The following is a 26933-nucleotide window of genomic DNA, read 5'->3' on the forward strand; positions in this document are numbered from 1 at the left end:
AAAAAAACGCTTATGAAAAGTATGGCTAAAAAAAGCCTGCAACAGCTATTGATTGCGCTTTGCTTTGTGTTCTGTGCGGGTTTGCAATCCGCGGCACAAAACAGAGTTGTTTCGGGAAAAGTAACCGAACAAGGCGACACTACCGGTTTGGCCGGTGTTTCAGTTACAGCTAAAGGTACTACCACGGGTACGCAAACCGCTGCCGATGGTAGTTTCTCGCTTTCCGTACCCGGTAATGCACAAACCCTTGTGTTTTCCGCAGTGGGCTACGGCACTACCGAGGCCACTATTACGGCCGGACAAATGCTTGTTTCACTGCAGGCAGTTGCGGTGAACATGAACGAAGTGGTAGTGGTAGGTTATGGCACTCAACGCAAAGAGGCGGTTACCGGTTCGGTAGCTACCATCAGCGGCAACGCGGTGCGTGATGTGCCTTCTCCCAACATTACCCAGGCCCTGCAAGGACGCATGGCTGGTGTCGACATTTCTCAAACCTCCACCCGGCCCGGTGCTACGATGCAGATCCGCATTCGCGGTACCCGCTCCCTCACCGGCAGCAACGATCCGTTGATTGTACTGGATGGTATTCCGTTCATGGGTTCGCTGGCCGACATCAACCCCAATGACATCCGCAGCGTGGATGTGTTGAAAGATGCATCTGCAACAGCGATTTACGGTTCGCGTGGCGCCAACGGCGTTATTTTGGTTACTACCGATAAAGGTGCAAGAGGCCGCAAACCCCGCATTGCTTACAACGCCTACCATGGTGTGCAAACTGTTTTTGCACAGTACCCCATGATGGACGGGCCTAAATTTACGGCCCTGCGCAAAGCAGCCGGCCAATATGTAAACGGACAGGATGAAGCCGACAACATCAACACCGACTGGCAGGACCTGTTTTACCGCAATGGTTTCGTAACCGATCACAACATCAGCCTTTCCGGCGCTACAGATGGTGGCAATTACAATTTTGGTGGTGGTTACTATCAAAACCAGGGCGTTATCCCAACGCAGCAATACAAGCGTTATTCGCTGCGCGGATCGCTGGACCAGCAAGTAGGTAAAGCATTTCGTTTTGGCTTTACTACCAACAACAACTACAACCAAAGCGAAGGCAACCAGGTGGGCCTGTACAACACACTGAGCATGACGCCGATCTCCAGCCCATACAACGAGGATGGCAGCCTGCGTCGCGGCATTCGTATGATTGCCGACAACCAGTATGTGTACACCAAAGACGTATTGGAAAACCTGCGCGACAACAGCCAGTGGCTGAACGAAACCCGCGGTTTTGCATCGTACAACTCTATTTATGGCGAGGTGCAGATTCCTTATGTAAAAGGCTTGAAATACCGCGCCAACGTGGGTTTGAACTACACACAATCAAACAATGGTTCGTACACCGGCGCTGGCGTAGGCGATGCCCTCAACCCCAATACACCTTCTGGTGCATCGGTTGATAACCGCTATACTTACCACTGGACTGTTGAAAACCTGCTGACCTACGACCGTGTATTTGCAGGCAAACATTCGGTAAATGCCGTTGCATTGTACTCTGCAGAGCAGCAAAAATTCACCCGGTCGAACATGGCCGCCCGTGACATTCCTGCTGATGCCTTCCAATTCTACAACCTGGGCCAGGCTGCCGGCCAGATCACCATTGATCCAGCGCTGCAACAATACCAGTTGTGGGGTTTGATGTCGATGATGGGTCGTGTGATGTATGCTTATGACAACCGTTACATGATCTCTGCAACCGTTCGTTCAGATGGTTCTTCAAGGTTGGCACCGGGCAACAAATGGCACACTTATCCAGCCCTTTCAGTTGGTTGGAACATTGCCAAAGAACGCTTTATGGAAAACATTACCGCCATCAACAGCCTGAAGCTGCGTGCCGGCTACGGACAAACCTCTAACCAGGCGGTTCCTGTTTATTCCACACTGGGTTTATTGTCTACCCGCCCCTACAACTTTGGACCGACCACTTACAGCACCGGGTATTTTGTATCGCAAATTCCTAACCCAGGTTTGGGATGGGAATACTCGCAGACCTACAACTTTGGTGTTGACTTTTCCCTGCTGAAAAATCGCCTCTCCGGTTCGTTGGAATATTACATCACCAACACCGAAGGCGTACTGCAAAGTGTTAGCCTCCCTTCAACATCGGGTGTAGGAAGCATTGTGCAAAACGTGGGTGAGATCCAAAACAAAGGCGTTGAATTTAGCCTCAATGGCAACGTACTGAATGATGTAAACGGCTGGACCTGGGATGTAGGTTTCAACGTTTACGCCAACCGCAACAAACTGAAAGCCCTTGCATCTGGTGCTACCCGTGACGAAGCCAACTGGTGGTTTGTTGGTAAAAACATCAACGCCATCTACGACTACAAACGCGTAGGCCTGTGGCAGGATAAAGACGAACACCGCGCTATCCTGGAGCCAGGCGGCAACGTGGGCATGATCAAAGTAGAATACACCGGCGAGTACAATCCTGACGGCACACCAAAAAGAGCGATCAGTCCTGCCGACCGCCAGGTGATGAACGTAGATCCTGATTTCCAGGGCGGCTTCAACACCCGCGTTGCTTACAAAGGTTTTGACCTGGGCGTTGTTGGCGTGTTCAGAAGCGGTGGCGTACTGGTAAGCACCATTCACGGACCGAACGGCTACCTGAACCTGCTGAGCGGCCGCAGAAATAACATCGATGTGGACTACTGGACTCCAGAAAACACCGATGCGAAATATCCCAAGCCTGGTGGCATCATCAGCGGCGACAACCCTAAATATGCCAGCACCCTGGCTTATTTCGATGGCTCGTTTGCCAAGATCCGTACCATCACACTGGGATACGATTTCAACCGCAGCATCATCCAGAACGACAATATCCGTTTGCGGATGTATTTCACGGCACAAAACCCGTTTGTTTTCTTCTCGCCATTCCACAAAGAATCTGGCCTGGACCCGGAAACAAACTCAATGGGTAACGAAAACACGGCAACCAGTGGCTTTGCCATCCCTAACCGTGTACTGACCGTTGGCTTCAACACGCCATCTACCCGCAACTATATTCTTGGTCTTAACCTGTCATTCTAAAAGAACTGAACATGAAACATATTCCAATAAAATCACTATTTGCAGCGGCGCTGTTTATGGCAATTGCACCCGGGTGTAACAAGATCCTGGAGGAAGAGCCCCGCAGCATTTATACACCTGATTTTTTCAAAACCGAAAAAGGCGTATTAGGCGGTATCACTTCGCAGTATGCACACCTGCGTTTTATTTACGGGCAGCCTTATTATTACAATTCACTGGAAACCGGCACCGACGAATACACCTGGGCACAATCGGCCGATGGTAACTTTAAAGATGCCGACCTGAGTGGCGTAGGCAACCTGAATGCGGCCAGCAGCCGTTCAGATGCTTTGTGGGGTACCGCTTTTTCCAACATCAATACTGCCAGCGGCATTATTGAAAACGCGGAAGCGGTAAAAACCATTCCTGCATCCTTGATTGCGGAAGCACGTTTCTTCCGCGCATTCGACTACTTTTTGTTAGTGCAAACTTTTGGTGGCGTGCCCCTCGACCTGGGTTCCGGCGAACTGAAGTTCAACACTTCGCCTTCGCGGAAATCGGTGCGCAACACCGTGCCTGAAGTGTACACAAAAGCCATTTTCCCCGACCTGATCACGGCAGTGAACGACCTGCCTGCAACGCCGCGGGTAACCGGCGGTGTTACTAAAACTGCAGCCCGCCTTTACCTGGCGAAAGCATACCTGACGTACGGTTGGTGGCTGCAAAACCCGAACAACATCCCCACCTACCCTGCTGCGCAACGTGTAGACCCAGCCGGTCAGACTGCAGCCTGGTATTTTCAAAAGGCCTATGACATAGCTACCCAGGCTATTGACGAACCCGGTCCTTTTGGTTTGGAAAACACCTTCTACGACCTGCACGTTGGTGGCAACGACCGCAACAAGGAAATGCTGCTGTACGCCGACCACACTCAGGAAAGCGAGTTTTACAACGGCGCTTGTATTGCCTGCTTTGACGGTGAAGCCGGTAATGGCCGTAACTCGGCCAAGTGGATGGTAAACTGGAACTACACAGTAATCCGGAGTGCCTCTAACCCCGATGGTACTGGTTCTGCAGTGAGTTCGGTGCAGCGCGAAGCATCGCAGGCTTTGGGCCGCCCCTACACCCGTATGGCGCCGGTGATTGGTGTGTTCACCAACACATTTGCCGATAAAACTTTGGACTCTCGTTACGATGGTACATTCACTACTGTATACCGTGGCAACTGGCCTAAAGGCGGCACTACAAACGCAGTGTTGTACAATGCCAACGATCTGCCCATCAGGCCCGGCGAACCCGTGCTTACTTTCCTGGAAGACGAGTCGCAGACAGCCAACATCGTGTATCCTTCCGGTGCTAATTTCCCCGGCAAAGTATCGAACAACGTAGGTGCAGGTGTACTGCCTGGCCGTGCCGACTTCGTTATCAACCCACGTGGCATCAGCCGCATGGTTTATCCTGGTCTTTGGAAAATAGGTGTATACCGCACCGACAACGGAACCGGTTTAGGACAGCCCAACGCTACCAGCACCCGTCCGTTCAAGATCGCCAAGTTTTCGGAGTTGTACCTTATTGCTGCTGAAGCTGCAGTAAAAGGCGCTACTACTGTTTCCGGTAAAAGTGCCCGCGACCTGATCAACGTGATCCGTGCACGTGCCGGCAAATGGAAGTTCTCGAATAAAGCCAATGCCGCTTTTGTTGCCGACAATAGCGCTGCAATGGTTGCCGCTACGCCAGCCAACATCGACATCAACTACATCCTAGCCGAACGTTCCCGTGAATATTTTGGCGAAGGTCATCGTTGGTTCGACCTGGTGCGTACGCAAAAATGGAATGAGTTGGCAGGCACCTACGAAATTGGTGATCCTACCTATGGTGCACACACCCCTAAAGTGTTTACCCGCACCATTCAGCCCTTCCACTACCTGCGGCCTATTCCGCAAGGACAGATCGACGGTATGGACTATTCACCGGAAGAAAAAGCAGCATATCAAAACCCAGGCTATTAATAGCAGGATGATAGTGCAGTTTTAATAACCCAATTGCCAACAGGAGAAAGTTTTATCTTTCTCCTGTTGCATTTTAAAAAGATTGTACACAGTTATGCGGCGGAAAAAAAATCGGATTGCGGGGCCAGGGCTATTTGTTTACATGTGCTGTTGCATTGCATTTTGTACGCTGCAAAATAGCGCTGCGCAAAAAGCACAGGCAAACGGACCGCGGCAAATCATCTCCATTAATGATGGCTGGCAGTTTATGCGCTATGCAGCCAACCCCGATTCATTGCAGTACGATGTACGCCCCGAAATCACAGACCGCAATGACAGCAAAGTAGCTGATTCAAAGCCGACCGAAGCAGTTAAAACAACAGCTTCAGACCGCGTATTAAAACCCTGGATATTACCCACCGCAAATGACTTTATAAAAGATTCTACGCAACATTACCGGCCCCCTACCGGCAACCCGGGCAGCGACTTTCCCCTCGTTCAAAAAAACTTCAATGATGGTGCGTGGGAAACAGTAAACCTGCCCCACGACTGGGCCATTAAAGGCCCATTCTATACCGGCAACAACCCCGAGGTTGGCGGCGGCATGGGCCGGCTGCCCAGCCATGGCGTGGCCTGGTACCGGAAAAAGCTGGACATCCCCGCTGCAGATAAAGGCAAAACAATTTACCTCGATATTGATGGCGCCATGTCGTACGCAATGGTGTGGCTCAATGGCAAACTTGTTGGTGGCTGGCCTTATGGTTACAACTCGTTCCGGCTGGATCTTACCTCCTACCTGCAATTTGGCAGCAGCAACCAATTGGCGATCCGCATCGACAATCCCAATCATTCGGCACGCTGGTACCCGGGCGGCGGGCTGTACCGCAATGTGTGGCTCACTAAAGTGGCCCCGGTGAATGTGGCACAATGGGGCACATTTGTTACCACCAATAATGTTTCGGCTGCAGCTGCATCAATTGATGTGCAAGTGCAATTGGAAAATAAATCAGGCAAAACGCAAACAGTTGCTGTTGCTACCGCAGTGTACCTGCTCGATAGCAATGGTGTACCTGGCCGCCAAGCGGCTTTGGTTTTACCGAAAAAAACGGTACAGGTAGCTGCAGGTAAAAAAGTAAAAACAAATTTTTTCGCGACGCTTCAAAATCCAAAGTTGTGGGGACCGCTTCCTGTACAACAACCGCACCTATACATGGCCGTTACCTCGCTTTTTGTTGACGGCAAAATGGTGGACCGATACAAAACTCGTTTCGGAATTCGTTCCTTGCAGTTCGACGCAGACAAAGGCTTATTGGTAAATGGAGAACCGGTGCGGATGCAAGGCGTGAACCAGCACCACGACCTCGGCGCACTGGGTGCCGCCTTTAATGTGCGGGCTGCAGAGCGGCAATTGGAGCTGCTGCGCGAACTGGGTTGCAATGCCATTCGCATGGCGCATAATCCGCCTGCGCCGGAGTTGCTCGAACTCACCGACCGCATGGGCTTTTTGGTAATCAATGAAATTTTTGACAACTGGGAACGCAAAAAAACGCCGCACGATTTTCACCTCATTTTTAGCGACTGGCACGAGCCGGATACCCGCTCCTTTATCCGCCGCGACCGCAACCATCCGTCGGTTATTGCCTGGAGTTTTGGCAACGAAGTTGGTGAACAATATACCGACACCGCTGGTGCCCGATTAGCACAAAAACTATACAGCATTGTAAAAGAAGAAGACCCGACGCGGCCGGCGACGGCTTCGATGAATTATGCAAAACCGGACATGCCTTTTCCGGCAGCAATGGACATCATTAGCCTGAACTACCAGGGCGAGGGCATCCGCGATGCACCGGCTTATGCACACCTCACTGGAATCCGAACCACGCCTTTGTATCCAGCATTCAAAGCAAAGTTTCCGGGCAAACTAATTGTGAGCAGCGAAACAGCATCGGCACTCAGCACAAGGGGCACTTATGTGTTCCCGGTGTACAACGGCATCAGCGCACCGGTAAGCGACAGCACCGGCGGTAATGCTGTGTTGCAGGTAGTGAGTGCATACGAATTGTACACGGCTGCGTTTGGCTCATCGGCGGATAAAGTATTTGCATCGCAGGACCGCCACCCGTATGTGGCCGGCGAGCTTGTGTGGACCGGTTGGGACTACCTCGGCGAACCAACGCCGTATTACACGGCACGCAGTTCTTATTCGGGCATTATTGATTTGGCCGGTTTTAAAAAAGACCGCTTTTACCTGTACCAGTCGCGGTGGCGGCCCGAGCTGCCGATGGCGCATATTTTACCGCACTGGAACTGGCCCGGTCGTGAAGGGCAGGTAACACCGGTGCATGTTTTTACATCCGGCGATGAAGCAGAATTGTTTATCAACGGCCGTTCGTTTGGTAGAAAAAAGAAAGCGCAATACGAGTACCGGCTGCGTTGGGACAGCGTGCAATACCAACCTGGAACGCTGCGTGTGGTGGCGTATAAAGGCGGAAAAATTTGGGCTACGGATACGGTAAAAACTACCGGTCCTGCAGCGCAGTTGCAACTCAATGCAGACAGAACAATCATCGATGCGGATGGCAAGGATCTTTCTTTTATCACGGTAAAAATGACCGATAACGTAGGCCTGGTTGTTCCCGATGCGGCCCACCCCATTTCGTTTACCATAGAAGGCCCCGGCGAAATTGTAGCTACTGATAATGGTGACCCCGCTGATCTGGTTGCATTTCCTTCCACCACCCGCAAAGCCTTTAGCGGACTGGCGCTGGTCATTGTTCGCGGAAACAAGGGCGACAAAGGGAAGTTAAAAATAACAGCACAATCACCTGGCCTGGTGCCTGCGCAAATTGTGGTACAAACAAAATAAATGGCGAATGAGTTTAGATGAAAATGGTTGCGGAATGACTGCCGTCAATGCTTATATAAATGCGGTGCCGTACCATTGTTGCTGCTTTGCGCGGCCTTATTTAAAAAATGAAAAAAGCAGATATCGAGCAAGGCAGTAGTGCTATTAAATAAGTCGTCGTTGAACAATTCTATTTACAAAAACTGACAAACAAATAAAAAATTGCAGGCTTCGATCCTGCCCCAAAATGATTGTTGTATGAATGCATTTCAGAAATTAGCTGTACCCGCCGGTCTTTTTATTTCCCTGCTTATTTCCTGTTCTAAAAGCGATAGCGGCGGCACCGGCGCCCCGGTTGATCCACCAGCGCCGCCACCTGCTACGCCGCCCGATAGTGCGGTTGCGCTGAAGGCCGTAGCTGATATACCGGTTGGCGTAGCAGTGCCCTACCAACATTTTATTTCCAGCCCGGCATACGCTGCTGTTGTTCGCCGCGATTTTGACGGCATTACGCTGGAAAACGAAATGAAACATTACTCCATTGTTCGCAACGATGGCAGCTTCGATTTTACACAAGCCGATGCGATGGTAGCAGCCGCGCAGGCAGCCAACCTGGAGGTGTTTGGACATACTCTGGTGTGGCACCGCGGCCAGAACGGCGCTTACCTACAATCCATTGCAGGCATTGTGGAGGCAAGCGGACCTGACCTGCATAAAAACGGAAGCTTTGAAGACGGCACTGCTACATCATTTGACGGATGGTCTGTTTTTAATGCTGCCAACAATGCGGAAGTTTTAGTAACCACCGCTGCTGGAGAAATATATGAAGGCACCCGTGCCATGAAAGTGATCAACCCGGTGGCCAACGCAGGCAACCAGTGGCGGGTACAAGTGGCAGGCGATCTATTCAACACCACCATCGGCACACAATACCAGGTTTCGTTTTGGGTAAAAGCAGCTGCTGCTGGCGGTTCGTTGCGCTTATCAACCGGCACGCCAACCGGCCAGGGGAGCGCCCAATACCAGGCCGATCAAACCATTGGCACCGCGTGGACCGAAGTGAAGTGGGCCTTTGCGGCCAATTCGGCGCAAACCCGCATCCTGTTTGACATGGGCCAGGCGGCCAATACTTATTTTATCGATAAAGTATCGGTGCGTGAATTGTCGCAAACCGGCAACACACAAGCGGCGGCAAAACTGGACGAAGCGCTGAACAAACATATAACGGCCATGGTTAGCCGATATCGCGGTAAAGTAAAGGCATGGGATGTAGTGAATGAATTGTTTACTGAATCGGGCGCTATCCGAAACACCACCAATACCACCGACCGCGCATCGGATGTATTTGTTTGGAGCCAGTACCTGGGTCGCGATGTGGCAGTAAAAGCGTTTAATTATGCAAAGGCTGCCGACCCAACGGCACTCTTATTCATCAACGACTACAACCTTGAATTGAATGGTCCCAAATTGGACTCCTTAATTGCATTTGCAAAAGAACTGCAAGGCAAAGGCGTGAAGATCGACGGCATCGGCACGCAGATGCATGTAAACATCAATTCTAACCGAACCAGCATCGACAACATGATGAAAAAGCTGGCGGCTACGGGTTTGAAGGTGCGCATTTCGGAACTGGACATTCGCATGAATCCAACCAACCGCACAGGCTATACATTAAGTGCAACAGAAGCCGCTGCACAAGCGGGCCTATACAAATACATCATCAACTCGTACCTGAAAAATGTGCCCAAGGCACAACAACACGGCATTACTGTGTGGGGCCTTACCGACAATACCAGTTGGATGTACAGCAACGGCCTGGACTATCCATTGTTATATAACGGGAACCTTAGCAAAAAAGCGGCATACACTTCAGCGCTGCTGGCATTTTGGGAAAATAAGTAGCGAACATTTTTGCAAAATGTACTTAAGTTGTTCATCGTTGCAGGTTGTGATTTTACAGGATAACCGAATAGAATAAAACGCAACCTTTGCGCACTACAACATCAAATCACATCATTAAATAAAGCGTATGTTTTTGGAACAAACCATGCGGTGGTACGGCCCTAACGATATTGTACCACTGGCGCACATCAGGCAGTCAGGATGTACCGGGGTGGTTACTGCATTGCACCATATACCGGTAGGCGAAGTGTGGACGATCGAAGAGATCAATAAAAGAAAAGCCGAAGTGGAAGCCGCCGGCATGACCTGGACGGTAATTGAAAGCCTGCCCGTGCATGAAGACATTAAAAAGCAAAGCGGCAACTACCTGCAATACATCGAAAACTATAAGGAAAGCATTCGCAATGTGGCAGCATGCGGGTTGAAAGTGATCACCTACAACTTTATGCCCATCCTCGACTGGATGCGCACCAACGTTTCGTACACGTTGCCCGATGGGGCCAAGGCACTGCGTTTTGAAAAGCTGGCGTTCATTGCTTTTGACTTGTTTGTATTGAAACGCCCCGGTGCGGAAAAAGAATATACCGAAGCCGAACTGGCAGGTGCCAAAGCAAAATATGCGGCCATGTCGGACGCCGAAAAAGAGGAATTGTTTTTTGTAACCTTGTTGGGCCTGCCGGGCAATGCAGACCAGCGTTTTACACCGGAGTTAGTGTTGGCAGGACTGGAAACTTACAAAGACATTGATGCCAAAAAACTAAAAGAGCACCTGTTTTACTTTTTGCAACAGGTGGTGCCGGTGGCAGAAGAAGTGGGTGTGAAAATGGCAATTCACCCCGATGACCCCCCCTATCCTATTTTGGGCTTGCCCCGCGTAGTGAGCACCGAACAGGATGCGGCCGATCTGATTGCGGCAGCGCCATCGTCGGCCAATGGCCTTTGCTTTTGCACCGGCTCGTATGGTGTGCGGCCCGACAATGACTTGACCGGGATGATTCAACGCCTGGGCGATCATATTCATTTTATTCATTTGCGCAGCACCAAACGCGACAACGAAGGCAACTTTTTTGAAGCAGCGCACCTCGACGGTGATGTGGACATGTATGCCGTGGTAAAAGAGCTGCTCCAGCTGTTGCAGCGCCGCGGCGTATCGCTGCCCATGCGCCCCGACCATGGCCACCAGATGCTCGACGACCTGTCGAAGACTACTTATCCGGGTTATTCGGCCATTGGCCGGTTGAAGGGTTTGGCGGAACTGCGCGGGCTGGAATTGGGTATTGCCAGGAGTTTGGGGATGGTAAAGGCGTAGAATATCTTCTTTAAAGATTCATTCGAATCCCGCTACACAAGTGCGTAGCGGGATTTGTTTTTTGTTGTCGTCATTGCGAGGCGCAGAACGGAATGAAATATAGCTTGGGTTTGGTGCGCCGAAGCAATCTCCTGCGGCGTAACCGATTGCTTTAATAGACGAAGTTTCTTAAATACCATGGAGATTGCTTCGGCGCCTCGGAGCGAAAAAAAGCCAACTGCTGCTGCGCCTCGCAATGACAACCATACCCACGCAATGACGGAAGCTTGGAATGACGGCGATCCGCTGGTCAGCGGGGTGGCTGAAACGTCGCCACGCAGGTTTAACAATCAGGCGACAATTGGCCCAATCTGCTGTTGTACCTTTGCCGCTTATATTATGAGCAAGCAAGGTAAAGTACTGGTGGCCATGAGCGGCGGCATCGACAGCACGGTAACGGCGCTGATGCTGCACCAGCAGGGTTACGAAGTGATCGGCATTACCATGAAAACATGGGATTATTCGGCCAGCGGCGGTTCGAAAAAAGAAACAGGCTGCTGCAACCTCGATTCGTTCAACGATGCGCGGCAAGCGGCCGTGGAGCATGGTTTCCCGCATTATATCCTCGACATCCGCGATGAGTTTGGCTCTTTCGTGGTGGACAATTTTGTTGATGAATACCTGGCCGGCCGCACCCCCAACCCCTGCGTGCTGTGCAATACCCACATTAAATGGCGGGCACTGCTGAAACGTGCCGATGCGCTGGGCTGCGATTTTATTGCCACCGGCCACTACGGCCAGGTGCACCAGCACAGCAACGGCCGCTATTTTATCCGTAAAGGCGTGGACGAAACCAAGGACCAGAGCTATGTGCTGTGGGGACTGGAGCAAGACCTGCTGCGCCGTACGCTGCTGCCCCTGGGCACATATCGCAAAACAGAGATCAGGCAGATGGCCCACGATTTTGGCTACCCCGAGCTGGCGAAAAAACACGAGAGCTACGAAATTTGTTTTGTACCCGACAACGACTACCGCGGCTTTCTAAAACGCAAGGTTGACGGCCTGGAAGACCGTGTTGCCGGCGGCTATTTTGTAGACAAAGCCGGGAAGATTTTAGGGCAGCATAAAGGCTATCCTTTTTATACCATCGGGCAGCGCAAAGGCCTGGACATTGCCCTCGGCAAGCCGGCCTATGTCACAGCGATTGACCCCGATACGAACACCGTAGTGCTGGGCGATGAAGCCGACCTAGAACGCCCTGAAATGTTTGTTTCAAAAATTAACTGGCTGAAATACTCCGGCATTGAAGGCGAAACAGAAGCCCTGACCAAGATCCGGTATAAAGACCGTGGCAGCCTGGCAACGCTCACACCATTAGACGATCAGGCCGTATCGGTGCGGTTTTTTGAAGCAGCCAAAGGCATTGCTCCAGGGCAAAGCGCCGTGTTTTACGAAGGCGACGACGTGATCGGTGGCGGCATTATTCAACGCAGCTAAAAGTTTACATACATTTATAAACGGCGGCAAAACGGAGCGCTCCATTTTGCCGCCGTTCTTTTTTACCGGCCACAATCCTTTTCCAACTTCCAAAACTCCTGCTCCGCCGAACTTTCAAACAGCACTTAAATATTTGTCTTTATTTTTATGCCGTAAAGCTTTTACGCTGTACCCGGTATCAAATAAATACAATCCATGTCCCGAAAAACGTTGTTACTGCTTACGCTATTTTCTGGCTTTCTGCTTACATTTTGTACCCGCACCACGGAAACCATGGACAACCCTGAGTTTTCCGAAGAAAAACTGGCAGAACTCATGCCCCTTGCCCAAGGCAAATACATTACCTATCGCCTCGATTCTATTGTTCCCATCCGCCAGGGCCGTGCATTGGAAACCCGCCGTTACCAGATCAAAGATGTGGTGGACACGATCATCACCGACGTACTGGGCCGCCCGTCTTACCGCGTATTTCGCTACCGCAATGATTCGCTGGCAAGGGGTTCATGGCAGCCGATGGCCACATATTTCATTACCCCAATGGGCAAAAAAATTGAGGTGGTGGAAAATAACCTGCGCACCGTAAAGCTGCAGCTACCGCTGCGCCCCGATGCCACCTGGAAAGGCAACAGCTACCTGCCGGATGGCGCCTATGGCGCGTTTAATGATGCGCGGCTGAACGAAGTCTGGAACTGGGATTTTGTGCACAACGGCTGGAGCCAGGAGCGCATTGGCCGCAACAATTTTGATTCGGTTTGGACTGTGCAGCACCTCAACGAAATTGCCGACACGGTTTCCATTCCTGCCGGCAGCACATCGCCGCATCATGGCTTTTACATTATTGGCTACAGCGAAGAAAAGTTTGTTCCCCGGGTGGGCCTGGTGGCCCGCCAATTGCTGGCCATTGAAAACGAACCCAATAAACTGGACGCCGATAACTACGATCCTTACCGAATTGGATTCGGCATCCGGATGTGGATGATTGATCACAACTAAGGTTTTTGCATGAAAAAATGGGTGCTCTGCAGCCTGTGCTTGTTGGCAATGACAGCCGCCGATGCGCAGCAATACATTGTGTACTTCAACCGGAAGGCTCATACAACTTACTCGTTGTCGCAACCCGAAGCATACTTGTCGGCACGCAGTGTGGAACGCAGGCAGCGGCATAGCATTCCTACCGATAGCACCGACCTACCAGTGCCCGCAACTTTTATTGAAGCCCTGCAACAAGTGCCCGGTGTGCAGGTGCGCAATATTTCGCGTTGGCTCAATGCAGCATCCGTGCAGGTAAACGACGCAAATACGCTGGCGCAAATAGCGAACCTGCCGTTTGTGCAACGCCAGCAAAAGGTTTCATCAGTCCTTTGGCCCGGTGCCGGCATTTATAAAAAACAATTAGGAGCGGAAGGCATACAGGCCGTTTTAGGTACTGAAGAAGACGTGTATCATTACGGTGCTGCACAAACGCAAATCAACATGCACCACGGGCAGTTTCTGCACAACATTGGTTTGCGTGGCGAAGGCATCCATCTGGGCATGCTCGATGCCGGCTATTTCCGCTACAATAACTTACCGGCATTTGACAGTGTACGACTCAACAACCGCATTGTTGAAACATGGGATTTTGTAGCCCGTGAAGCCAGCGTTGCTGAGGATCATTCACATGGCATGCAATGCTTTTCCATCATTGCCGCCAATATTCCCGGCCAGATGGTGGGCTCCGCACCGCAGGCTTTTTTCTATTTGTACCGCAGCGAAAACGCCGCCACCGAAACGCTTGTTGAAGAATTTAACTGGGTGTGTGCCGCCGAACGGGTGGACAGTGTGGGTGGCGATATCATTTCATCTTCGCTGGGTTATAACCAGTTCGACAATGCTGCCGACAATCATACCTACCGCGACCTTGATGGCAATACCACCATCGCAGCCCGCGGTGCTGATATGGCGGCAAAAAAGGGTTTGCTGGTAGTTAATGCTGCCGGCAACTCCGGCGCCGATGCATGGAAATATTTAACCACACCCGCCGATGGCGATAGTGTGTTGGCCGTGGGTTCGGTTGACCGCAACAGCATACCCAGCCCCTCGTCCAGCTATGGCCCATCAGCCAGTGGCCGCGTAAAACCCGATGTTGCTTCGATGGGTGTAAACGCCACCATACAGGCTACCAACGGCCGCATTGGTACCGGCTCCGGCACTTCGTTCGCCGCACCCAACATCGCCGGGCTTGCGGCATGTCTGTGGCAGGGCTTTCCGGAGCACAGCAACATGGAAATAATTGATGCCATAAGGCAATCGGGCACTAAAGTGGATGCACCCGACGACCGCGTGGGCTATGGCATTCCGGATATGCGCAAGGCAACCGCTCATTTATTGAAAAAATATGCGCAGGCAACTGTGCAGGTGCAAGGCTGCGGTGCTACGCTGGCCTGGCAAAGCAAAGACATGAGCGCCATGCGCTACCAGGTAGAACGCAAAGCAGGCAACGAAGGAACGTTTACCAAAGTTGGAGAATTGAACGGGACAGGTGCACAATTTGGCAACCGCCAATACACGTTTTCCGATAACCTGGAAGGCATGGCCTCGGGGCCGATAAGCTACCGCATCATGCAGGTGCTGGATACCGCCGCAGCAGCGCCTTTTGCTGTGTACATTGATACGGTTACCACAACGCTGTTTCCATCCTGTGCACTCACCAGTAAGTTTACCATTTTACCCAACCCGGTAACTGCACAGGCGTTTGTGCAACTACATTTCGAAACGCCCATCAGCCAATTGCGCCTGGTGATTGTGAACAGCATTGGGCAAAGGGTGCACCAACAACAAACAAGCAAAGCAACAGGCACGCAAAATATTCCGCTGCAAACGGCCAACCTCGCTGCAGGTATTTATTACCTGCAGGTATTTAACCAGCAGGAGTTGTTAACCACGATGGAGTTCGTCAAACATTAAGCGCAGACTTTATTACCGCCGAAATAACGCAGCAAAAAGTGTATCAGCTTTTTCTTTGTAGCCTGTAAAATATTGCTGGCGCAACAACTGCAGACCGTAATCTTTCTGCAGCAGCGCTACCATCTCTTCATTTTCCTGCTGAAACACAGAACAGGTGATGTATAAAAAATAACCGCCTTCCCTAACGTTTCTACTGGCCCGGCCTGCTATTTTTTGTTGCAGTTGCACATAATGCTGCAGCTTTTGTTCGGTAAAAAAATGCAGCCACTCCGGTGTTCTGGCCCATGTGCCCGAGCCGCTGCAAGGCGCATCGCAAAGCACCAAGTCGTACAGCGGTTTGTGGTGAAAATGCGGATCGGAAACATCACCAACAAACCACTGGTATTTGGCGATCCCGGCACGTTCAAAACGTTTGCGCAGGTTAGCCAGGATGGCTTCGCGGATATCCGAAACCATGATCCTCGCACCGGGAAAAAGATCGTGCAGCAAAATGGATTTGCCGCCGCTTGCCGCGCAACAATCCCACGCGGAAAAATTTTTTGGAAGCTCATTGCGCACTGGCTCCAATAACGATAACACCTGTTGCGAACTTTTGTCCTGCACCACCAGGTCGCGGTCCATCATCAGGAGGTCATCGAGCGGTAAGCCCGGCGGAACAGAAACAGTGTTGTTATCCCACAATTTATAATTGATACCGGCTTCATCGAGTTGCTGTTGCACTTTGCCTTCCTTGCCCGGCCGAAGTCTTAAAAAAGTATCGGGCTGTATAAGAAAGGAACGTGCAAAATCGGGCAATTGTATTTCGGCCGACAACCAAGATGCGAACGGAAAAATTGATGCCGCATCAAAAGCAATTTCGTTTTGCAGCAATTCCATTTTTTCTGCTAGTGGCTGTTGAACAGCATCGTTCCATTCGCTCTTTATTTGCTGCAAAACAGGCTGGCTCCCATTGGCACATAAAAACAGGGCAGCCAGCAGTTGCGTTTGCATCCCATTTGATTGCAATGATCGGCCCACCCGGTAATAGCTATACACCAACTGCCCTATTTGCTTTCGATCACGGGAGCCGTATTTTTTGTGCGCAGCAAAATATTTTTTGAGAAAATTGGCCAGCGGCTCCTTTCCCTCGTACAACCCAATGATGGTTTCAGCCGCCTCCAGGTAAGCTTTCACAAACATATGCCCACAAAAAAAGCGATTGCCGGTAACAATCGCTTTTTTATTTTGAAATCGTAGCTTAAAACTTCAGGCTAACACCAATTTGCAGCGGCGAAATACCATAACCCAGTTCGGCATAGCCGCTCAACTGTGACGTCAGTTGGTATCTGGCACCGGCATGCAACGCCATATCAATGCTGCCATCGCTGGTTTTGTATTCGCCCTCGCCTTTCCACTTCAATTTGTAGCCGCGATAGAAAAGCGATGCACCGCCGTATACATCCAGCTTGTCATCGGTCACTTTCAACAATTCATTGAAGTGATAAGAGCCACGGGCACCAAACACATAATTGGTGTATTTGTAGTTGCTCAGGAACTTTGTTTTTACATAAGCCGCCGTTGCGCCAACGCTGATCTTGTCGGTAATGCCATGCTCAAATGATGCGGTGATGGGCAACCCGCCGCTGCCTACAAAGCCAAAGGTGCCGAGACCAATGCCCACGTTTACAAAATTCTTTCCTTTCACTTCTTGTGCGCCTGCAGTACCCGCAGTAAACAGTGCAGCGGCCAACAAGGTACGCATCAGTAACTTCGATCTTTTCATGTTTTGGTTGTTTGTGTATTGTTTAGAAAAATAGATTTTGTCTAGTGTGCATGGAGGTGCTGAATGGATGTGCAGCCATTCGAAAAACGCGATTAATGCGCATCGCCTTATTGCATGAAACGCCCTGCTGTAGCTAACTCCGCAGTGTGGCCAGGTAGAATAAAAGGAATAGTAATGGGTGGTGTTTATACTTCATGGAAGGGTTCAATGGTTTTGGTTGTATGGTGTACATGCAAGCGGTAGCAAGCCATGCATTTTTTCTGCAGCAAATATCTGCGCTGCCGATAAACAGCACGGTTCAAACTTTAAGAATGGCGCATTTGTAAACCTGTACGGTTGTTATGGAGCACTAACTGGATGAATCGGCTGTTTTTTACATAGCTACACAATGCGCTGCTTTGAATCATTGATGCCCAATCAATGTTAGTTGTCACGGAGTAGTCGATGATAATGTCTTGTACATTAGGACGTGTCATGCCGAACTTGTTTCGGCATCTTCTGCTATCATCGTTCATTTAAACACAAGGAGATGCCGAAACAAGTTCGGCATGACAAACCCAAACTGCAAAAGATCACAACCATTTTAAAAAAAGATTCAATTTTACTTCTCAACTCTTTGGTTTACTTATTTAAAAGAAACTACAAAGCCCATTCCTACGAATGGGCTTTGTAAATACTATAGTAATTTAAGCTTGAAATAATGCAACTGGCAACTTTATCCAAACTTAAAGAACACCGGGATCTTACCACCGTCTACAGATACTTCAGCAGATACCGGTTTGTTGTCCCTGTTGTATTGATAGGTGACATTGATCATTTCTTCATCCACACCAGCAGGATCCGACATATCACGCAGTGATAATTGTGTTACGTTGTTGGGCGACGCAAAATAGATCTGGTCGGTTACAAAAGCTTCCACACCAAGATCCAGCGCAGCAGATTTGGCATCAAATTGCAAACTTATTGCCGCCATTTTTACTTGCGCACCGGTTTGTGGGTTGGCGGTGTATGTATCGATGTTTACCGGGTTACCCGATGCATCGTACACAAATTCCAACTTGCCCACTTCTAAAAAAATACCCGATGCTTTTTCTTTATACAAAAAGCGCTGTGTAGCCAGCCGCCCATTGTTCATTACAAACACGGTACTATCTACCAGTATACTGCCGTTGAGTTCATACTCGCTTACCCTCGATGTGTAGCGCTTTGCATTCACATCGTAGTGCACGGTGTAGGTAGTGTTTTCCGGGAAACCAGCCGCATCCAAATCGGTAACGGTATATTGTGTAATGATACCTGTGGTATTACGAATCACACGCAGTTCAAGGCCAGTGGTGAATAACGCAAAGTCATCGCCGGTGGTGCGGTGCCCGGTCCAGCGTCCTGCATTATCGTAAAAAAACTCGGTGTACACCGAATCTGTTGGGCTGTATTGATAAACAATTTTGGAAAGCCTATTGCCTTTATTGGGCTGTATAGGTACCGAGTTGTCGGGCAATTCTTCGGAAGGTTCTTTCTGGCAACTGGTAAAAGCCACGGTCAGGAGCAATAGGTATAGCAGCGATTTTTTCATAAACAGCTCTATGCGGTTTCGGGGGTAAAAGAAGGTGGTGTAGCGCCTACAAATTAAAAAAAATGGGCTACTGTTGGCTATTTATTTATTGGGCAGGCAAACAAAAAGGCGGACCGCACTATGCGACCCGCCCCCAGTTTATTTTTTATTGTATTGATTACAATTGCAGTAAAGCCTTCACAGGATCTTTGCCAAAGAGCAACAACTCCGGTTTTTCTAGCAGTTCTTTTACCCGTACCAAAAAGCCCACCGACTCGCGGCCGTCAATAATGCGGTGGTCGTAGCTCAGTGCCAGGTACATCATGGGGCGCACTTCAACTTTACCATCCACTACCATGGCGCGGTCCTGGATTTTGTGCATGCCCAATATAGCCGATTGCGGAATGTTGATGATGGGTGTGCTCATAAGCGAACCAAACACACCACCATTGGTGATGGTAAAAGTGCCGCCCTGCATTTCCTCCATCGACAATTTATTGTCGCGGGCCTTGGTGGCCAGTTCTACTACTTTCTTTTCAATTTCAAACATGCTCAGGCTCTCGGCATTGCGGATCACCGGAACCACTAAACCCTTGGGCGCAGAAACGGCAATCGATACATCACAATAATCGTGGTAGATGATCGAGTCGCCATCGATGTAAGCGTTTACGGCGGGCCACTCCTGCAGCGCAAAACAAACGGCTTTGGTAAAGAACGACATAAAGCCAAGGTTCACGCCATGCGCTTCTTTGAACTTGTCTTTGTTGGCCGAACGGATGGCCATGATGGCACCCATATCCACCTCGTTGAACGTGGTGAGCATGGCGGTTGTGTTCTTTGCTTCAACCAGCCGGCGCGAAACGGTTTTGCGCAGGTTGCTCATTTTTTCGCGGCGCTCTCCGCGGCCAAAGGCTTCCACGCCTGGTTTGCGGCCAGGGTTGGCCAGTGCACCCAGCACGTCGTCTTTCAATATTTTACCATTAAAACCCGAAGGCTGAATGGATTTGGGATCTACTTTTTTATCGGCAATAATGGCCGATGCCACCGGCGTGGCTTTGATATCGTTGGGCACCGAAGTAGCGGGTGCCTGTGCCGCCGCTGGCTGCGCTGCAGGTGCCGCTTCCTTAGCTGGCGCTTCTGCTGCGGGTGCAGCTTCGGGCTGTGCGGCGCCTTCAGGCTTAGGTGCAGTTTCGTCGATCTGCGCCACCAGGTCGCCAATATTGAGGGTGTCGCCCTCTTTACCTACAGTTTTTAAAACACCGGCTTGTTCGGCGTTCAATTCAAAGGTTGCTTTTTCGCTTTCCAGTTCTGCTATCACCTCATCCCGCTCTACATAAGCGCCGTCACCTTTCAGCCATTTTACGAGGGTAACTTCATTGATGGATTCCCCCACTGTAGGTACTTTGATATCAATCATGTGTTGTTAAACTTTTTGCTTGAAACTAATCGTTGGTGGTAGCTGCAAGCTATGTTCAAAAATCCAAACTATTGTTATGTGGTTTGAACCACAAAGGCACTAAGGAACAAAAGAAACACGAAGATTTATTGCACCCTTTTTACCGCTGTAGTCCTGTTGCGAATTTTAAATGGAAAAAGCAGTGTCTACAATTTCAGCTTGCTCCTGCGCATGCACTTTCGAGTACCCAGTAGCTGTTGCAGCACTTGGCTGGCGGCTGATGATACCAAAGTTCACCACTTTCAAATTCATTTGCAGGAACGATGCGGCACCCATGTTCAGCGGCTCTTCCTGTACCCAGAACCAGGTAGCGTTTGCATACTTGTTGTACAGCGCTTCCAGTTGTGCCACCGGCAGCGGGAACAATTGTTCCATGCGAACAATGGCCACATCCTGCCGCGATTCTTTTGCCTGCTTTTCTGCCAGGTCGTAGTACACTTTGCCGGAGCAAAACAGCACCTTGGTTACTGCGCTTGCATTTTGTACAAATGCATCGTCCACCACTTCTTTAAATCCACCGTTGGTAAACTCGCTGATATGCGAATAACTGGCCTGCAGACGCAGGTTGGCTTTCGGCGAAAAATTGATTAGCGGTTTGCGGAACGGCCAGGTAAGCTGGCGGCGCAATGCATGGAAAAAGTTAGCAGCCGTTGTGATGTTGGTGATCACCATATTGTCTTCGGCGCAAAGCTGAAGAAAACGTTCGAGGCGGGCACTGGAGTGCTCGGGACCTTGTCCTTCGTAGCCGTGCGGCAACAACATAACCACACCGTTCATGCGCTGCCATTTGGTTTCGGCAGAGGATATAAACTGGTCAATGATGATTTGTGCGCCGTTGGCAAAATCGCCAAACTGTGCTTCCCACAATACCAATGCGTTGGGGTTTGCCATGGCATAGCCATATTCAAAACCAAGTACCGCGTATTCGCTCAGCAGCGAGTTGTAAATTTTAAAACAGGTTTTATCGTTTGGCCCAAACTGGTTGATCCGGTTGTATTCTTTGTTGGTGGCCTCATCGCGAATAATAGCGTGGCGGTGTGAGAACGTGCCGCGTTTTACATCCTGTCCACTCATGCGCACTTCTTTGCCTTCGGCAATTAAGGACGCATAAGCCAACAGTTCGCCTGTGGCCCAGTCCACTTTTTGTTCGGCGTCAAACAATTTTACTTTATCCTGCAACAGCTTTTCCACTTTGCGCAGCGGCTTGAAGTCTTCGGGCCATTGCATCAACCCGGTAAACAACCGGCGGAATTCATCTTCGCTTATGGCTGTATTGGGCGATGCCTCAAAATCCGCAGGTGTGGATTTGCGCAGGCTTTGCCACCAAAGCTCGGGCTGCTGAAATTTATACGGCAGCGGGTTTTGCTTTATTTCATCCAGGCGGTCCTGCAGGTCGCCCCAAAATTTCTTCTCCATTTCCTTTGCCAGCTCTTGTGCTTCGGTTTTACCGTTTTGCAGCAAGAACTGCACATAAGTTTCACGCGGGTTGGCGTGCTTGTCGATCAACGCATACAACGCCGGTTGTGTAAACTTCGGATCATCGCCTTCGTTGTGGCCATGGCGGCGATAGCACACCATATCAATAAATATATCGGCGTTAAACTCCTGGCGGTAGCGGGTGGCAATTTCCACGCAACGCACTACAGCTTCGGGATCATCGCCGTTTACATGCAACACTGGCGCCTGCACAATGCCTGCAACGGAGGTGCTGTAATCAGATGAACGGGCATCGTCAAAATCGGTGGTAAAACCAATTTGGTTATTGATCACAAAATGCATGGTGCCGCCGGTATCGTAGCCATTGAGGTCGCTCATTTGCACCACCTCGTACACAATACCCTGGCCTGCTACCGACGCATCGCCATGAATTAAAATCGGCAATACGGCATCAAACTCGGAACCGTACATTACATCGGCTTTAGCGCGGCTAAAGCCCAGCACAACCGGGTCCACCGCTTCGAGGTGCGAAGGGTTGGGTGCCAGTTTCAGGTTCACGGTTTTACCGCTGATGGTTTCCACTTCCGAAGAAAAACCAAGATGGTATTTTACATCACCACTACCCATCGTTTGATCGGGAATGGCGGTGCCTTCAAATTCAGAAAAAATCTGCTCGTATGTTTTGCCCAAAATATTGGCCAGCACATTGAGGCGGCCGCGGTGGGCCATACCAATCACCACTTCTTTTACGCCGCTGTTGGCAGCCGTATCAATAATGGTATCCAGTGCTGCAATCGTGGTTTCGCCGCCTTCAAGCGAAAAGCGTTTTTGACCCACATATTTGGTATGCAAAAACTTTTCGAAGATCACGCCCTGGTTCAGTTTTTCCAGCACCCGGCGTTTCTTTTCGATGGGCAGCGGTTGGTACAGGTTGGCTTCAATTTCTTTTTGCAACCACTCAACACGCTCCTGTTTTAATATAAACTGGTACTCAACACCCACTTTACCGGTGTAGGTTTTTTGCAGGCGGTCGATGATATCTTTCAATGTAGCCGACTCCATTCCGATGGCTTTGCCGGCAGCAAACTTTTGCGCCAGGTCGGCTTCGGCCAGACCAAAAAATTTCGGGTCCAGGTTGGCACCGCGGTCTTTGCGTTTGCGGATCGGGTTGGTATCTGCTTGCAGGTGGCCTCTTTGGCGATAAGCCTGGATCAGGCTGTACACCGCAAACTCTTTGGTGAGTTGTGCGCCATCTACGCTTTTACCATTGGCCCCTGGTACGGCAGGCACCTGTGATACGGCAAAATCAAAACCTTCAAAAAATTTCCTGAACTCCGGATCCACGCTTTCGGGATTATCAACATAGCCCTGGTAAAGGCTTTCGATGTAAGAGGGATGGGAGTGTGTTATGTAAGAGAAATCCTTCATTTAAAGGAGGTTTGTACGTTATTTTGTTGGGAGTATGCAAATATCGGGTAAAAAAGGACTGCATGTTTTGTAAAAATGCGTTTGTAGATAAACAACCGATCGTGCAACATTATCCGGCCGACCGGAGTGAACGCCATTTACTAATATTACCATAACGTTGTGGGCATTGCGCAACAATTTTTGCCAAAATGTTGGCCCGTTTCAAAATATCTACTACTTTTGCCGTCCAAATTAAAAGAACACATGGCTAATCATAAGGCAACAAAAAAAGATATGCGTCAGGCCACTAAGCGCCGTGATCGTAACCGTTACTATGGCAAAACTACCCGTAATGCCGTACGTTCCCTGCGTGCTTTAGATGACAAGACTGCCGCCACTGAAAAAATGCCTGAGGTAATCGCTATGATTGATAAGCTGGCTAAGCGTGGCGTAATCCACAAGAACAAAGCGAACAACCTGAAGAGCAAGCTGGCAAAGCGCCTCAACACACTGGCGTAAGCACTGCTCCCTTCAACAATATTACAGGCGTTCTTTTCGAACGCCTTTTTTCGTGGGTGGCCGTCAATTAAAAACCATCGGTGCATGTAGGTAAATGACAAACGATTTGTTTGCACATTTTCCACACTACTTTAAAGCGCACCGCATTTTTACCACGCCACATTTATGGGGTGGCCCCTAACTTCGGGGCATGTGCAATCGTTTCCTATTTGTTGTCGCAATTCTTTGCCTTTCAGTTGCAGCCCGCTCGCAAAATTTTCCTACCCGCTTTGAAACATCCGGCGGCAAACAAACCGCCACCTACCCCGAAATCATCCAGTGGTGGCAACGCCTCGATGCCGCCTCCCCAATCGTTTCGATGAAAGAAATGGGGCCTACCGATGCAGGCCACCCGCTCCACCTGGTTGTGGTTTCGGCAGATAAGGATTTCAATATTGCATCGCTGAAGAAAAAGGGACGCCATATAGTTTTTGTACTCAACGGCATCCACCCCGGCGAGCCCGATGGTATAGACGCCAGCATGCTGCTGGTGCGGGATATTGTAGCAGGCAAATGGGCGTTGCCCAAAAACGTGGTACTGGCACTGGTGCCGGTGTACAATATTGGCGGTGCACTTAACCGCAGCAAATGGTACCGTGTAGACCAAGATGGCCCTGAAGAGTTTGGGTTTCGCGGCAACAGCCGCAACCTCGATCTGAACCGCGATTTTATTAAAGCCGATTCAAAAGAAGCACTCACGTTTACCCGCATTTTTCATTACCTCGATCCCGATGTATTTGTTGACAACCATGTAAGCAACGGTGCCGATTACCAGCATGTGATGACGCTCATTGCATCGCAACACAATAAGCTCGGTGGCGGCATGGGTGAGTTCATGAACAACAAGTTTGTGCCGGAATTATACAAGATGATGCAGCAACGCGGCTTCGACCTGGTGCCTTATGTGAACCATTTTGGCAAAACGCCGGAGCAAGGTTGGACAGAATTTTGGGACAGCCCGCGGTATAGCAGCGGCTTTGCTTCGCTGTGGCACACATTCGGTTTTGTGCCCGAAACGCATATGCTGAAACCCTACCCGCAACGCGTGGCGGCTACCCGTGCACTGATGGAGTCGTTTTTACAATTTACCGCGGCAAACGGCGCAGAAATAAAATCATTAAGGCAAGCACAAAAAACGGCTTACCAAACGGCTAACCGCCTGCCGGTAAAATGGTCGTTGGACAGCAGCAAGCCGGCATCGATCACATTCAAAGGATATAAGTCCACTACAAAAGAAAGCGCCGTTTCCAACCTGCCGCGGCTTTTTTACGACCGCACACAACCATTTACCGCACAAATCCCTTTCTATAATTTTTATAAAGAAAAGGCTTGGATTGATGCACCAAAAGGCTACATGATTCCAAAAGGCTGGCACACGGTGATAGAACGTTTGACCGCAAACGGCATCAAAATGCAGCCAGTGAAACGGGACACAACTATTGAGGTGGAAGCATACACGATCACGGGTTACCAGGCATCGGCACGGCCCTACGAAGGCCACCATACAAACGGCAATGTAAGCGTAGAAAAAAAGATCAAAACAATGACGTTCCGTGCCGGCGATGTTTGGATCCCGTTTGCACAACCCGGCTATCGATTTTTGCTGGAAACACTCGAACCAACTACCGAAGACTCTTATTTTGTCTGGAACTTTTTCGACCCCATCCTGAGCCGCAAAGAGGGCTTTTCAGATTATGTATTTGAGGAAACGGCGGCAAAATTTTTAGCGTCCAATCCTGAAGTAAAAGCCCAGTTGGAAGCCAAACGAAAAAGCGATCCTGCTTTTGCAAAAAGTGCCGCACAGCAACTTGAATTTGTTTACCAAAACGCTCCATACGTGGAGCCGGCGTATATGTTGTACCCTGTTTTTCGCGTGGTAAAATAATGCGGACTGCTGCACAACTTTAAACAGGATTTACCCGGCGCACTACGTCGGTTTGCTTGAAGGTGCGCAGACCAATAATGACGGTAGTCATCAACACCGCAATGCTTAAATAGCCCACCCAGTTGTAATGCAGGATGCGGCCGTTGGTGCCTTTTGCCACAATCAGCCCGGCAACCAACGAAGCTGCGCTGGTACCCAATTGCTGTATACTGCTATTGAAGCTCATAAAGCTGCCACGCGTAGCGGCAGGAATCACATTGCTCACCATGGCCTGTGCCGCCACGCCCCTACCGGTAGACAGTGTAAACCAAATGGCAAACAACACCAGCACAATTGCAAAATGCATATCGGGCAGCGCTGTAATGAGCAGCACCAGCGGCAACGCAGCCAACACGCAAATACGGAACACCAGCAGTTTGCCTTTCCTGTCGGCCAGTTTGCCCAGCCAGTTGGCGGCAATAAACGAAGCAACACCACCCACCAGGTAAATCATCGGTGTTTGTTGTTTGGAAAATCCTTTGTTGAATTCCAGGTAGGGATTGATGAAAGGAATCACGAGAAAATGTCCCATCATGATCAGCCCCGAAAAGATGAGCGCCATGCGCTGCTGCTTGCTTTTAAGCACATTTTGCATGATGCTCCACCGCTGCCCCATCGTGGGCTTGTCCCCGGCCTGTATATGCGCTGTTAGTGATGGAATGTATTTAAGCAGAAACGGAATGGTGATCAGCCCGATCAACACCACCATTAAAAACGGCGCATGCCACGAAATTAAATTTGCGAGGTACAGCGAAAACGGCACGCCAAAAGTAGACGCCACTGCAAAGGCTGACATAATGCTGCCCATGGCTTTGCCGCGTTGCTCGTAAGCAAACATATCGGCAATGATGGAAAGTACCTGTGCGCCAATTAGCCCGCCAAAGGTGCCGGCAAATAACCGGGATAACAGCAGGAAACCATACGTAGGTGCAATGCCGCAGGCAAGCGTGCCGGCAAGAAAACCAACGTAGCCAAAAAGCAGCACCTTTTTTCGATCGAAATTATCTACAAAGAACGCTGCCAGGAAACCCGAAATGCCTGCTGAAATAGTGTAAGCCGCAACGAGGTATGTAAACTGCGCCGGTGAAATTTTAAAATAAGGGATCAGGTAATTGCCCAGGGGCATCATGATCATGAAATCGAGGATATGGGTAAAATTGATGGCAGCCATCAATAGCAACACCACGCCGTTCTTGTTATTTCCCATAAAAAATGCGGTGATAAAAAGGGCACAAAGCTACGGTATTAAGTATGGGGCCGCATTGTAATATTTATGAACGGGCGAATGGATGCACAAGC

At 50.0% G+C, this 26933-nt stretch carries 16 protein-coding genes; 10 read left to right on the plus strand and 6 right to left on the minus strand.

Annotated elements, in window-relative coordinates; all coding sequences use genetic code 11:
• Positions 1-12: 12 nt before the first annotated feature.
• From DRJ53_RS04635 to DRJ53_RS04670, 8 genes are all read left to right on the plus strand, one after another.
• Positions 13-3093 carry a SusC/RagA family TonB-linked outer membrane protein gene (locus tag DRJ53_RS04635; protein ID WP_204743128.1) on the plus strand — a complete coding sequence of 1027 codons (3081 nt, stop codon included), beginning with the start codon at positions 13-15 and terminating at the stop codon, positions 3091-3093.
• An 11-nt stretch (positions 3094-3104) separates the two neighbouring features.
• Positions 3105-5081 (plus strand): RagB/SusD family nutrient uptake outer membrane protein, encoded by a 1977-nt coding sequence (locus tag DRJ53_RS04640; protein WP_114234363.1) that lies wholly within the window; start codon positions 3105-3107, stop codon positions 5079-5081.
• Between the two features lie 142 nt (positions 5082-5223).
• The gene (galB, locus tag DRJ53_RS04645; protein ID WP_241558453.1) at positions 5224-7926 is read left to right on the plus strand and encodes a beta-galactosidase GalB; all 2703 of its coding nucleotides are present in this window, start codon (positions 5224-5226) and stop codon (positions 7924-7926) included.
• A gap of 237 nt (positions 7927-8163) precedes the next feature.
• Positions 8164-9807 carry an endo-1,4-beta-xylanase gene (locus DRJ53_RS04650; protein ID WP_114234365.1) on the plus strand — a complete coding sequence of 548 codons (1644 nt, stop codon included), beginning with the start codon at positions 8164-8166 and terminating at the stop codon, positions 9805-9807.
• Positions 9808-9934: 127 nt separating this feature from the next.
• Entirely contained in the window at positions 9935-11116 is a 1182-nt protein-coding gene (uxuA, locus tag DRJ53_RS04655; RefSeq protein ID WP_114234366.1) for a mannonate dehydratase, read from the plus strand.
• Positions 11117-11494: 378 nt separating this feature from the next.
• Positions 11495-12592 carry a tRNA 2-thiouridine(34) synthase MnmA gene (gene mnmA / locus DRJ53_RS04660; protein ID WP_114234464.1) on the plus strand — a complete coding sequence of 366 codons (1098 nt, stop codon included), beginning with the start codon at positions 11495-11497 and terminating at the stop codon, positions 12590-12592.
• Between the two features lie 195 nt (positions 12593-12787).
• Entirely contained in the window at positions 12788-13585 is a 798-nt protein-coding gene (locus tag DRJ53_RS04665; RefSeq protein ID WP_114234367.1) for a hypothetical protein, read from the plus strand.
• A gap of 9 nt (positions 13586-13594) precedes the next feature.
• The gene (locus tag DRJ53_RS04670) at positions 13595-15538 is read left to right on the plus strand and encodes a S8 family serine peptidase (RefSeq protein ID WP_114234368.1); all 1944 of its coding nucleotides are present in this window, start codon (positions 13595-13597) and stop codon (positions 15536-15538) included.
• A 12-nt stretch (positions 15539-15550) separates the two neighbouring features.
• Here DRJ53_RS04670 and DRJ53_RS04675 read toward each other — a convergent pair whose 3' ends face one another.
• The 5 genes from DRJ53_RS04675 to DRJ53_RS04695 form a co-directional block, all read right to left on the minus strand.
• Entirely contained in the window at positions 15551-16717 is a 1167-nt protein-coding gene (locus DRJ53_RS04675; RefSeq protein WP_114234369.1) for an RsmB/NOP family class I SAM-dependent RNA methyltransferase, read from the minus strand.
• Between the two features lie 58 nt (positions 16718-16775).
• A complete protein-coding gene (locus tag DRJ53_RS04680; RefSeq protein ID WP_114234370.1) occupies positions 16776-17300 on the minus strand; it encodes a hypothetical protein in 525 nt (174 codons plus the stop codon).
• A 715-nt stretch (positions 17301-18015) separates the two neighbouring features.
• Positions 18016-18873 carry a hypothetical protein gene (locus DRJ53_RS04685; RefSeq protein WP_114234371.1) on the minus strand — a complete coding sequence of 286 codons (858 nt, stop codon included), beginning with the start codon at positions 18871-18873 and terminating at the stop codon, positions 18016-18018.
• A 157-nt stretch (positions 18874-19030) separates the two neighbouring features.
• Positions 19031-20269: a 2-oxoglutarate dehydrogenase complex dihydrolipoyllysine-residue succinyltransferase gene (gene odhB / locus DRJ53_RS04690; RefSeq protein WP_114234372.1), complete on the minus strand. Its 1239-nt coding sequence runs from the start codon at positions 20267-20269 to the stop codon at positions 19031-19033.
• 165 nt (positions 20270-20434) lie between these two features.
• Positions 20435-23173 (minus strand): 2-oxoglutarate dehydrogenase E1 component, encoded by a 2739-nt coding sequence (locus tag DRJ53_RS04695; protein ID WP_114234373.1) that lies wholly within the window; start codon positions 23171-23173, stop codon positions 20435-20437.
• Positions 23174-23416: 243 nt separating this feature from the next.
• Here DRJ53_RS04695 and rpsT point away from each other — a divergent pair, with 243 nt between their 5' ends.
• Positions 23417-23671: a 30S ribosomal protein S20 gene (gene rpsT, locus DRJ53_RS04700; RefSeq protein WP_114234374.1), complete on the plus strand. Its 255-nt coding sequence runs from the start codon at positions 23417-23419 to the stop codon at positions 23669-23671.
• 190 nt (positions 23672-23861) lie between these two features.
• The gene (locus DRJ53_RS04705; RefSeq protein WP_114234375.1) at positions 23862-25595 is read left to right on the plus strand and encodes a M14 family metallopeptidase; all 1734 of its coding nucleotides are present in this window, start codon (positions 23862-23864) and stop codon (positions 25593-25595) included.
• 19 nt (positions 25596-25614) lie between these two features.
• Here the strand turns inward: DRJ53_RS04705 and DRJ53_RS04710 are convergent, their stop codons facing one another.
• Positions 25615-26841 carry an MFS transporter gene (locus DRJ53_RS04710; protein ID WP_114234376.1) on the minus strand — a complete coding sequence of 409 codons (1227 nt, stop codon included), beginning with the start codon at positions 26839-26841 and terminating at the stop codon, positions 25615-25617.
• Between the last annotated feature and the right edge of the window lie 92 nt (positions 26842-26933).

Source organism: Paracnuella aquatica (assembly GCF_003332885.2).
GTDB lineage: Bacteria > Bacteroidota > Bacteroidia > Chitinophagales > Chitinophagaceae > Flavisolibacter > Flavisolibacter aquaticus.